General features: G+C 67.8%; 11 protein-coding genes and 2 CRISPR repeat arrays. Of the genes, 7 read left to right on the forward strand and 4 right to left on the reverse strand.

The genetic code is table 11. The annotated features are described in order from the left end of the window. Positions 1–189 precede the first annotated feature (189 nt). From ABZ070_RS31970 to ABZ070_RS31980, 3 genes are all read left to right on the forward strand, one after another. Complete coding sequence (locus ABZ070_RS31970; protein ID WP_356638975.1) at positions 190–819, forward strand: class I SAM-dependent methyltransferase; 630 nt, start codon at positions 190–192, stop codon at positions 817–819. 217 nt (positions 820–1,036) lie between these two features. Further along, the gene (locus tag ABZ070_RS31975) at positions 1,037–1,390 is read left to right on the forward strand and encodes a hypothetical protein (protein WP_356638977.1); all 354 of its coding nucleotides are present in this window, start codon (positions 1,037–1,039) and stop codon (positions 1,388–1,390) included. A gap of 318 nt (positions 1,391–1,708) precedes the next feature. Continuing rightward, entirely contained in the window at positions 1,709–1,936 is a 228-nt protein-coding gene (locus ABZ070_RS31980) for a hypothetical protein (RefSeq protein WP_356638979.1), read from the forward strand. 370 nt (positions 1,937–2,306) lie between these two features. Here the strand turns inward: ABZ070_RS31980 and ABZ070_RS31985 are convergent, their stop codons facing one another. After that, positions 2,307–3,122: a DUF6292 family protein gene (locus ABZ070_RS31985; RefSeq protein WP_356638982.1), complete on the reverse strand. Its 816-nt coding sequence runs from the start codon at positions 3,120–3,122 to the stop codon at positions 2,307–2,309. A 491-nt stretch (positions 3,123–3,613) separates the two neighbouring features. Between ABZ070_RS31985 and ABZ070_RS31990 the strand changes: the two genes are divergently transcribed. Together ABZ070_RS31990 and ABZ070_RS31995 are read left to right on the forward strand one after the other, a co-directional pair. Then, positions 3,614–4,786 carry a ParA family protein gene (locus tag ABZ070_RS31990; protein WP_356638985.1) on the forward strand — a complete coding sequence of 391 codons (1,173 nt, stop codon included), beginning with the start codon at positions 3,614–3,616 and terminating at the stop codon, positions 4,784–4,786. Then, on the forward strand, positions 4,783–5,865 hold the full coding sequence (locus ABZ070_RS31995; protein WP_356638987.1) for a ParB/RepB/Spo0J family partition protein: 1,083 nt from the start codon (positions 4,783–4,785) through the stop codon (positions 5,863–5,865). Before ABZ070_RS31990 ends, ABZ070_RS31995 begins: the two co-directional genes overlap by 4 nt. A 131-nt stretch (positions 5,866–5,996) precedes the next feature. Beyond that, positions 5,997–6,570: direct repeats of the CRISPR family, unit length 25 nt; unit sequence GGGACCATCCCCGCGGGCGCGGGGA. Positions 6,571–6,610: 40 nt separating this feature from the next. Next, positions 6,611–6,824: direct repeats of the CRISPR family, unit length 30 nt; unit sequence CTGCTCCCCGCGCCCGCGGGGATGGTCCCC. 73 nt (positions 6,825–6,897) lie between these two features. Here ABZ070_RS31995 and ABZ070_RS32000 read toward each other — a convergent pair. Next, positions 6,898–7,431: a GNAT family N-acetyltransferase gene (locus tag ABZ070_RS32000; protein WP_356638989.1), complete on the reverse strand. Its 534-nt coding sequence runs from the start codon at positions 7,429–7,431 to the stop codon at positions 6,898–6,900. Between the two features lie 314 nt (positions 7,432–7,745). Here ABZ070_RS32000 and ABZ070_RS32005 point away from each other — a divergent pair, with 314 nt between their 5' ends. Further along, entirely contained in the window at positions 7,746–8,423 is a 678-nt protein-coding gene (locus ABZ070_RS32005) for a hypothetical protein (protein ID WP_356638991.1), read from the forward strand. 99 nt (positions 8,424–8,522) lie between these two features. Here the strand turns inward: ABZ070_RS32005 and ABZ070_RS32010 are convergent, their stop codons facing one another. Continuing rightward, positions 8,523–8,708 (reverse strand): hypothetical protein, encoded by a 186-nt coding sequence (locus ABZ070_RS32010; protein ID WP_356638993.1) that lies wholly within the window; start codon positions 8,706–8,708, stop codon positions 8,523–8,525. Between the two features lie 553 nt (positions 8,709–9,261). Next, positions 9,262–9,783: a single-stranded DNA-binding protein gene (gene ssb, locus ABZ070_RS32015; RefSeq protein ID WP_356638995.1), complete on the reverse strand. Its 522-nt coding sequence runs from the start codon at positions 9,781–9,783 to the stop codon at positions 9,262–9,264. 171 nt (positions 9,784–9,954) lie between these two features. On the opposite strand from ssb, the gene ABZ070_RS32020 reads away from it, so the two are divergent. Further along, a partial coding sequence (locus ABZ070_RS32020; RefSeq protein ID WP_356638997.1) for a hypothetical protein occupies positions 9,955–10,383 on the forward strand: 429 nt, incomplete at its 3' end.

The raw sequence follows: 10,383 nt of genomic DNA on the forward strand, positions 1-10,383 counted from the left end.
CCGCGTCGGAATACCGCACCTGCGGAACAAGTGCACTCCGCCAATACCGCTGCGCACCCTCGGCAGCTGCCTTCTCCGAACTACCGGGGCGTCCCATGGCCAGGTGACTGGACGATCAGCCTTGTGGGGAAGAGGCAGGTATGAGGCCGGAGAACTGCTCTGCACGGCGCGGGTGTTAGCTTCCTTCCCGTGTTGAAACACCAGGACGAGACCAGGGCGGCCTACGACGGGGTCGTCGAACTGTATGCGTCGATGTTCGCCAATCGGTTGGAGACGCAGCCGTTCGCGCGGAACATGATCGACACCTTCGCCGAACTCGTGCGTGGCACGGGGAACCTACGGGCAGCCGACGTCGGGTGCGGACCCGGCCACTTGACGGCCATGTTGCACGACTTGGGGCTGGACTCCTTCGGGCTTGACCTCTCCCCGGCTATGGTCGCCCACGCCCGGCGGGCCCATCCGGGGCTGCGGTTCGACGAAGCACGAATGGAGGCCCTGCCGGTCGAGGACGGCGCGCTCGGCGGAGTGCTGGCCCACTACTCGATGATCCATACCCCACCTGTAGAACTGCCCGCGCTGCTCGCTGAGCAGGTGCGTGTCCTGGCACCAGGGGGCCTGCTCCTGGCGTCCTTCTTCGGAACCGACGGGCCTGAGCCTGTCCGCTTCGATCACAAGGTGGCGCCCGCCTATAGCTGGCCAGCGGACCAGTTTGCCGAATTGCTGACCGGGGCCGGACTCGTCACGGTGGCTCGGTTGCTCCACGACCCAGCGTCCGAGCGGGGCTTCCTCGACACCCACCTACTGGCCCGCCGCCCGTAGAACTGACCCGGGCCGGGGAGGCATAGATCATCCGTGGCTGAAGCCCCGTCCAAGCGCCGCGCTCTGCGGCGGTGTCCGCTGAGCACGCCGGAGTAAAGCCATTCAGTCACGCAGGCCCCGGCGGGGTGGCCACCCCACTGGTACGAGCAGCGATCTCCCGGAAGGTAGGAATCCCCAGGTCGACAGACTCCTGCTTCCGGGGAATCTGAGCGTCGAGTTGGGCAAGCTTCTCCTCGGCGTGAGTAAGGCTGCTCTGCAGCCCTTCGATCTCGCCGAGCCAGCCTTCCCTCTCGGCTTCCACGATGCGCGTGAGGAGGTTGTCGCGGATCTCGACAAGCCGGGGACGCTCTGTCGCGTGGACGATCAGGACGGGGCATCGGACACAAGCGTGTTCGTGAGCACAGTCAGTTCCGTATGCGCGGCCGCAGTCGCCCAGGGCGAGCTTACGGCGCTCAAAGTGCCCGAGAAACTCTCCCCACTCCTCAGGAGTGACGATGCGGTATTCATCGGCAGGACAAAGTTCCTCAGGTCCCTTCCGGACCGCTGCTCATCAAGCACATCGGGAAGCTAGCAGATACCTGCTCTGACCTGCGAAGACAGCTGAGTTAGTTCGGTTAACAGGCCTGGAATGCCACGACGGCACCCCCGCCGACCCGAACAGCTACCTCACCCCGGCCGCGCACCGGCTGGCCGCATAGAGCTCGAGCCCGGGGCGGCCGCAGCATCGGCTATGAGCCGGCCGCCCCGGACAGCCCCCTCCCCACACCAGAGCGCTCTGACAAGGAAGGAACACGTTCAGCATGCCCGACCGCATTTCATACCGACGCTGCGGCCATGCGCCGGGACATCTGTCCGGCCCGCACGCCACCTGGAGCACCACCCCCGGCCCATGACCCGCCCCGGGCAGCCGACGCTGCTCGACTGGCGCCACCACAGCCACTACCGCCGCGAAGCGCCCTGCACCCTCTGCGGCGCGCCGACACCCCTGCGCTCCCACGACGGCGAACCGGTCCACAAGACCTGCGCCGAAGACTGGAATGCCGACCATCCCAGCGCGGTGCGGTTCGTCTCCGACACCCAGCCCCGCAGTCGGCAGTACGCAGACGACCACGTATGACTCCCCGGGGTAGCTGCTCCGTCACCGGCCGATGGCCAGCCAGCCGCCCCGGGGGCCCTTCCAGTGTCCCGCAGAAGGCAGAGGCCCCGTCCATCTCCCAGTGGAGATGGGCGGGGCCCCTTTTGCGTTGTAGAGCCTTCAAGGCTGGAGGGTGCCCCGGATTATCACGCCGTGATAATCCGGGGCACCATCACGTCATGCAGACGTGCGCAGCTCGATGCCGGTGGGGAGGCGATGCTGGCGCTGTTGCGGGCGGCCGCTGCCACCCGCAGCCTGGGCGCCCTAGGCTCATGCACAGACGAAGCCCTGTCCCCGGCGAGAGCTAGGGGACAGGGCCCTTTCGATTCAGGGGAACCTCCGCGGGTGAGCTCTACTCTTCTTCGAGCTCTTTCCTGCGTCGGTACTCCTCGATCCGCCGCTGCACCTCCCGCGCATGTTCGGCGGCTTGCCGGTGCTCCTGCGCGCTGCCGGGCCCGCGCCCAATCCGATGCTTCAGATCGGCAGCGACTGGGGGCACGAAGTCTTCCGGTCCCATCGTGGTGGAGTCAGCTGCTTCGGCGTAGTCGAGTAGGTGGAGCACGGCCTGCAACTCGCTGCGCCGGATGGGCAGGTCAACGATCTCGTCCTCCCCGGACAACAGAGCATCGATCACGCGCCGTCGGTACGCCTGGCCTTGCAGCGACCTGAAGCGGTACTCGTGGCTGTGCCCGTGGAAATGCCCTTCGGGCTCGAATGCCTCCAGCCGCTTCAACAACTCGGGGAGGTCCTCCCGTGGGGTGCGGTAGAAGGGCCGCTCCGCGCTGCCGGCGCTGCGGGAGTCCAGTTGAACGGAGGAGACGAACGCAGCCACCCTTTCAGGGGAGGGCGTCAGACCGGCACCAAGCCAGCGTGCTCCGTTGTACAGCGAGCCCCCGTCGTTCGGGATGAGGAACAGACACCAGCCGGATGTGCCTGCCCAGTGGAGCCCTGCTTCCCCACCCGGGAAGACACGTTGCTGGAATGCGAAGCCGAAGTCGATCCCGCCCTCGACGTCATCGGTCCCTGGCTGCGTCATGTCGTCGTAGTGGCCGTACGCGTTGATGGACTTCACCGGCAGCCCGTCGGCTAGGAGCTTCTCGGCAACGCCCGTGACGTAGTGGCCAATGGCGGACTCAAGGTCGTCCCTGAGATTCGAGTCGAGTGTCATCCGATCCCCTCTGCTGCGAGAATGCCGTGATCACACTGTGCCGCCATCACTGTCCACAGACAGGCGAAAGGCCGGATTCTGACTGCCAGCCGGAGGCTTGCTCTGTGGGAAGACTGAAGCCCTCGCCCTCCCGAATCTGAGAGGCGCGAGGCCTCTTGCGTTGTCGGCAGTCAGGCCGCCGCTGACCGCTCGGTCGACTTGACCTCCGCCTCTACCCCACGACGACGACAACGCCTCGCTGAGCTCGCGCACGATGGCCCGCGTCCCATCAGGGGTCAATCCCGCTCCCTCGGCCGGCGAGCATGTTCTGCTGCGATGAGGGCGTCCCCTGATTATCACGCCGTGATAATCAGGGGACGCCCTCCCGTCTCGCAGGCGCTCCCGCGCCGAATATCACGGCGTGATAATCCTGGGCCCTTATCAGGTTGAAACCGCATCAGAAACCGCGATCCGGGCAACACTCGTCACCTCGGAGTCAGTAAGGTGACGGCATGGCATCCCCATACCCTCAAGGCGACCGGGAAAAGGTAGCGTCCAAGCTGCCCGTCGCGCTCCGGCAAGAAGTCAAAATCCGCGCCGCCGAACTGGGCGTGGACATCCAAGACGCCGTCACCACCGCCGTCACCGACTGGCGCGCGCTCCCCGCGCCCCTTCCCGCTGTCGACACCACCGGCGCCGAATCCTTCTCCACCTGGCTACCCGCCGGCCTCTACTCCGACTTCAAGACCACCTGTGCCGACCGCAACATCTCTTACGTCCAAGGTCTCGCCCAAGCCGTACGCCGCTGGCTCGACTCCAACCCCTCCCCCGGTGCCGCGCCCGCCAGCGGCATCCCCCGCCGCGTCATCGTCTGCAACCAGAAAGGCGGCGTTGGCAAGACCGCTGTGTCTGCCGGTATCGCACAAGCATGGGCCGAAGAGGGACTTCGGGTCCTCCTCGTCGACTACGACCCTCAAGGGCACCTCTCCCAGCAACTGGGCATCGACCAGATCCCACCTGGGCACGACAGCCTCGTCTCCCACATGTGCGGAGAGTCCAACGGAGACCTCCGGGACCTCGTCATCGCCATAGAGGGCGAACACTTCGGCAAGCGTCTCAACCTGCTGCCCTCCTGCTTCGACGGCTTCCTGCTAGACGCCAGAGTCGCCATAAAGGACGTGGCAGCCCGCGGCTTCCACAAGGAACACGCCCTCGAGCGTGCCCTCGCAAGCATGGAAGCTGACTTCGACGTCGTCATCATCGACTGCCCCCCAAGCCTCGGCATCGCCATGGACGCTGCCCTCTACTACGGGCGCCGCCGCCAGGGAGAGCCGATCGGCACGTCCGGCGTGGTCATCCCCGTCCTTGCCGAAGACTCCTCCGCCACCGCCTACGGCATGCTCGCCGGGCAGATCGACGACCTCAGCATCGACCTCACCGTCGACATCGACTACCTCGGGCTCGTCGTCAACCTCTACGACTCCCGCCGCGGCGTCATCGCCACCACAAGCCTTCAGCAGTGGAAGAGCCTTGGCGATCCCCCCGTACTCGCCGTCATCAACGACCTGAAAGAACAACGCGAGGCCGTCCGCATGCAAAAGCCCCTCCTCGACTACGCACCCCACAGCGAGCAAGCCGAAGCCATGCGCCAGATCGCCCGGACCGTCCGAGGAGCCGCCCGATGAGCAGCAAAGCCGACCTGTTCGGCGCGTCCGCCGCGTTCTCAACCGCCGGTAGCCGGCGCAGCGCCAGGGCTCAGCTGTACGACGCCGCCACTGGCAAAGTGCGCCCCGATCAGCACAACCGCCTGCCTGTCGCCGCCATCAGCTGCAACCCCGACAACCCCCGCGACCACCTCCGTAACCTCGACGACCTCACCCAGAGCATCATCGAAGTCGGCGTCGTGAACGCCATCGCCGTGTCCACCGTCGAGGCATGGATCGCCGGCCGGCCCGGCCGCGCCGAAGAGCTCGAACCCGATACTCAGTACGTGGTTGTCGACGGTCACCGGCGCCTTGAGGCCTCCCGGCGCGCTGGTGCCGAGACCATCAAGGTCGTCGTCGACGACGGCTACGTATCCACCGATGAGGCCCAACTCGAGGCCGCGTTCGTCGCCAACTACCACCGCGACGACATGTCCGAACTTGAAGAGGCCAACGCACTCGCCGCTCTCGTGCAGCACTACGGAACCCAGGCCAAGGCAGCACAGCGCCTCGGTATCGCCCAGTCGACCATCGCATCGAAACTGTCGTACCTGAAACTGACGCCAGCCCTGCAGGCAGACCTTGCCGAAGGGCGCCGCAAGGCCGAGCATGTGCGCAACCTGGGGCGCAAGGCCCCGGAAGAGCAGATCGCAGAAGCCGACGCCCGCCAGAAGGCTGCCGAACAGCGTCGCCGCTCCAAGCCGGCCTCAGCCCCGGCTGAGGCTTCAGTCCCAGAACAGCGCCCTGAAGCAGAACCGGTAAAGAAGGCCTCCGAGCCCGCAGTAGCCGGTGCCCGCCCGCTGAGCGACGACGAACCGTTGTCGACGGCCGGCGAGCCCGTGACCGTGCCGCCGACTGAGGGAGAGCTGGACTGGATGAACGGCGAGGCATTCATGCGCGCTGCACTGCCGCGCCTGTCGCGCGCACGACAGCGGCACAGGGCACTCGCCACCTACGTGGAGTGGCGGGGCGGACCGGAGGGTATGGCGGCTGATCTTGCCAACGCTCTGGATCGTGAGGAGTGTGCCGCGCTGATCCAGGCCCTGAAGTCCAAGTTGTGAACGGGTCTGAGCGCCCAGGCACTCACGCAGGTGCCGGTTGCGGCACGTCCAGGGCGTGGGCGACCTTCCGCGTCTCCGTGATGGGGGGCGGAAGGCAGCTGTCCAAGGCTTCGCCCCGTGGAGGCAGAGAAGGGACCATCCCCGCGGGCGCGGGGAGCGCAGGGACCGGATGTCGGCGACCGAGGGGGTGGCGGGACCATCCCCGCGGGCGCGGGGAACACTTCGGCTCGCCGTAGGGGTCACCGTCGTCGGTGGGACCATCCCGGCGGGTGCGGGGAACACATCGACCCCGACAGGGTCGTGGGCAGCGCCACGGGACCATCCCCGCGGGCGCGGGGAACACTCGGCCACCTCAAAGCCCGGGTGCTCGAGGTGGGGACCATCCCCGCGGGCGCGGGGAGCACCTCAACCCTGGCGGCCCGTGCCAGCAGCCGACGGGACCATCCCCGCGGGCGCGGGGAGCACACAGTCCGCTTGGGCCTCTTGTCCCAGTCCAAGGGACCATCCCCGCGGGCGCGGGGAGCACGGGGGCGTTGCCGTTCACGGGTACTGGCGGCGGGGACCATCCCCGCGGGCGCGGGGAGCACATGTGGTCCAAGACCTTGGTCAGTAGTTCGTTGGGACCATCCCCGCGGGCGCGGGGAGCACCCATGGGGAGCGAAGGGGTGGTCGGCGACCAGGGGACCATCCCCGCGGGCGCGGGGGATGGTCCCTGCCCGGCATCCGTGCCGGATACCGCACGGAGCTGCTCCCCGCACACGCGGGGGTGGTCCCTCTCGCTCAAGTCGCGCGGCATCTCCGCTCGCCTGCTCCCCGCGCCCGCGGGGATGGTCCCCACGGCCAGGTGGACTACCGGCCGGACCTGTACTGCTCCCCGCGCCCGCGGGGATGGTCCCCGTGACGAGGTCCGCGCGATCGAGAACGAGGCGCTGCTCCCTGCGCCCGCGGGGATGGTCCCGTGGCACACTACGGCTGCCAGTTGCTCCAGGCCGGCTCCCCGGCCACCCTCGGGTGGATGTGGTCGTCGTGTGTTCAGCGTCTGGCGCGGAGGAGCAGTAGATCGAGTACCGGTCCGTCCGGTCCGGTCTTGTACGGGCCGGCGTTGCGGTAGCCGAGCTGGCGGTAGAGGCGCTGGGCGTGGGCGCCGGGCAGGGCGAGGAGGGAGGCCCACTCGGGCTGGAGGACGTCGATGAGGGCCTGGTGGATGCGGGTTCCGATGCCGTGGCCTTGCCAGCCGGGTCGTACGGCGAGTTCGCAGATTCCGGCGAGGGAGTCGGTGGTGCGGGCGTCTTCGGGGGTGATGTGGGGGTGGAGGTCTTTGCCGTACCAGTAGGCGGGGGTGCAGCGGAAGCCGTAGCCGTAGCCGATGAGGTGGCCGTTGGTGTAGGCGGCGATCAGGGTGAAGTCGTCGCGGCGGGCATGGCCGGTGATCTGGCGGCGCAGGGTGTCGGGGGTGAATCCGGCCTCGGCGACGTCGGGGTGGTCGGCGTGGGCGTCGGCCCAGGTGTCGACGAGGGTGTCGACGTTGCTGGCGCCGTAGCGGCGCAGGGTCAGGGAGTCGGGCATGGGTGTCCTTCAGGCGGGTACGGCGGCGCGGTACGCGTCGAGGTAGTCGGCGATGGCGCGGGCGTGTTGATGGGGCTGGAGGGTTCCGGCGACGGGTAGCCCCGGTTCATGGTGGTGTTCAGGCGGGTAGTCCGGTTGGGCAGAGCGGTCAGGATCCTGCTGGTTCGAGCACGGCTGGTTCGGGTGCCGCCAGCACTGCCCACGATGCCGGTGGCCAGCCGGCAGCGGCCGGTGTTTCCACGTCCCGGTCGCAGGATGAGGGGCAGGGAGGCGGGGCACCGGTCCAAAAGGCCCCGCAGTCCACGTCCTCATCCGTGAGCCTGAGTGACCCCGCTCAGCAGAGCCAGCAGGCTGCCTCGGGTTCGTCCGGCAACTTCGCCGGGCCCGGTGCCGCCGACAGCGGACCGGCACAGCCCCCCGTATCTGCCACGCAGAGCGCAACTCCCACCGCCACACACGAACACAGCCCGACTGGAAATGACACGGCCGGAAATGACACGCCAGCCGGCTCGACTGAACCATCCGTCAGCCAGTGGGAGGAAACACTCAACCGCGGCGCCAAGGCCATCAACGACATCGTCCACGGCAACCCCACCAGCCATGGCATCGACAGCTCGACCGGCCAGCTTGAGGTCAACACCAGTGACGGCAACGATGGCCAGGACCAGGGCCACGGTGACCTCAGTGACGGCAGCAACGGCCAGAACCACGACTACAGCCAGATCGCCGGTCAGAACCAGACTCCGAACAACCCCGCCACCAGCCACGACGCCACCGGCACAGCCAGCAACCCCAGCGGAAACCTGCTGACTGACGTCCTTGGCACCGGCGCCGGCAACCCTACGGACTCGGGCTCCCTCGGTAACACGCCTGCCGACACCGGCAGCGGCACGTGGGGAACCACCGACGCCGGCAGCGCAGGCCAGTGGGGAACCACCGACTACAACAGCGGCAACAACACCGGTGACTTCGGTGGCGGAGGCGAATGGTGAGGCCCTGACCACTGTCGCTTTGTGAGCCCGTGCGGGGGTGCCGGATGCCCCCGCACGGCCCTCACAGCCGGTGTTGGCGCCACCCGGCCGCGATGCGGGTCATGGACGCCGACCGCCAGCCTCACCGTCCACCTGCGGTTCCTCGGCACCACCAGCGGATCCGGCGGAGCGCCAGATGCCGATGAGCACGATGACGGTCCATGCCGAGCTGACGACGCCGAGCTCGCCGACGACCAGGTCGTTGTGGAGGCGGTCGAGGGCGGCGAGTGAGGGGAACTCCGACACGCGCCCGATTGTGGCGTACGATCCGCCGCGCCGCCCGGCCGCTCCCGGTTTATGGACTTTCTGGACCGTCCATTCGTACACGCGCGCGAGGGGATGCAGCGGCTGAGCTGCGTCTCAGTATTGCCATAAGCCCCCAAGGCCACGTATAAGCTGATGCTTCGCTTCACAGCACGATGGGGCCGTGCACCGCAGTGACGGCAGCGCACAGCCCCCACCCACCTGGGCCAGGGGCCGGTCGAGCTCAAGGCCCGGTGTGAAAGCGTCAGGGAGTGTGGCGGAACTGGGCAGACGCGGATTTCAAGTCCCGGTGCCATGACGGGAGTGACTCACTCCACTCCTACCCCCCGCCTGCGGTCGCTCTGCCACAGGCGATCAGGTCCGACGGCCGTCCGGCGCTTGTGCCGGAGTCACGGCCAGAATGTTCCGTACCGTCATGGCGTCCAAGCCGGTACGCGTGGCGATGCGCTGGACGGACTCGCCATTTTGGCGGGCTGCCCCTGCGGCAGCTTCCAGATTCCTTCGTCCTGTACGGGACGCGGAGAAGAAGACGGCATCAGAACGGAGGCTCCTGGGCCGGGATGTCCGCGTCCGCGCCGCCGACAGGAGCGGTCGGGCGGACGGGACTGGCCGTGGCCCACGGGTCGTCCGGGGCGGTCTCCCGCGGTGGGACTGGTCGAGCGGTGCGGGTGATGGTCACCGTCGCGAACGTCATGGACGCCCCCACATCGTCCGCGTCCAGCACCATCCGCGAGCGCTTCTCCCCTTCCGCGTTCTCCCACCGGTCGGTACGCAGCCGGCCCGCGACCACCACTCGGGATCCCTTCGACAGCGACCCGGCCACGTTCTCCGCCAACTGCCGCCAGCAACTGCAGTCCAGGAAGGTCGGTTCCCCGTCCCGCCAGGCACCCGTATCGCGGTCGAACGTCCGGGGAGTCGACGCCACCGTGAACCGGGCCACCGCCACCCCGGCCGAGGTGAACCGCAACTCCGGATCATCCACAAGATTCCCAATCACCGTCAGCGGAAGCTCATTTCGCATGACAGGAAGCCTTTCACACACCGCCCCCGCGTCCATCCGACGTCAGAAGAACAACGTCCACCACCCGGACTGTCGACATCGACGTTCGAAGACGCTCGCGGTGACAGCCGGCCCAGTATGGCGGTCGGCTCGATTCCCCACCCGGCAGCCACACTCAGTAGTGTCGGTCCTTGTCGGCGGACGTGATATTTGAGGGGGGTGGTGAGCGTGGCGCGTACCTGGCTGTCCATCCGGGTGGAGCTGGTCTCCGGACACGGCGGAGACCTGTGGCCTCGCCCTGGCCGAATCTTCGCCGCCGCGCGCTCGCACTCCTTCGCCCAGCTCGCCACGGCCATCGATCTCGCCTTCGCCCGCTGGGATCTGGCTCACCTGCACCTGTTCACCTTGTCTGACGGCACCAGGGTCAGCCCTCTGGAGTGGTGGGATGGCGAAGCTCCAGAAGACACCGTGGACGGCCATGCGACCAAGCTGAGCAGGCTGCAGGCCGGCGAACAGTTCGCCTACGTCTTCGACATGGGCGACAACTGGACTCACCTGTGCACGGTCGCGGCCAGGCGTATCGACCCCGCCGACGAACTCGGCGAAACCCCCGACCGCCCCATCCCGTACTGGGGCTGGGGAAACCTCCCGTCGGCA

Origin of the sequence: Streptomyces sp. NPDC006283 (genome assembly GCF_040613325.1) — a bacterium.
Lineage (GTDB): Bacteria > Actinomycetota > Actinomycetes > Streptomycetales > Streptomycetaceae > Streptomyces.

What these genes read in the sequence shown, in the direction of transcription:
- ABZ070_RS31980 (WP_356638979.1), top strand. Translation starts at nt 1,709, where the DNA reads ATGACCCGCCCCGGGCAGCCGACGCTGCTCGACTGGCGCCACCACAGC.
- ABZ070_RS31985 (WP_356638982.1), bottom strand. Translation starts at nt 3,122, where the DNA reads ATGACACTCGACTCGAATCTCAGGGACGACCTTGAGTCCGCCATTGGC.
- ABZ070_RS31990 (WP_356638985.1), top strand. Translation starts at nt 3,614, where the DNA reads ATGGCATCCCCATACCCTCAAGGCGACCGGGAAAAGGTAGCGTCCAAG.
- ABZ070_RS31995 (WP_356638987.1), top strand. Translation starts at nt 4,783, where the DNA reads ATGAGCAGCAAAGCCGACCTGTTCGGCGCGTCCGCCGCGTTCTCAACC.
- ABZ070_RS32000 (WP_356638989.1), bottom strand. Translation starts at nt 7,431, where the DNA reads ATGCCCGACTCCCTGACCCTGCGCCGCTACGGCGCCAGCAACGTCGAC.
- ssb (WP_356638995.1), bottom strand. Translation starts at nt 9,783, where the DNA reads ATGGACGCGGGGGCGGTGTGTGAAAGGCTTCCTGTCATGCGAAATGAG.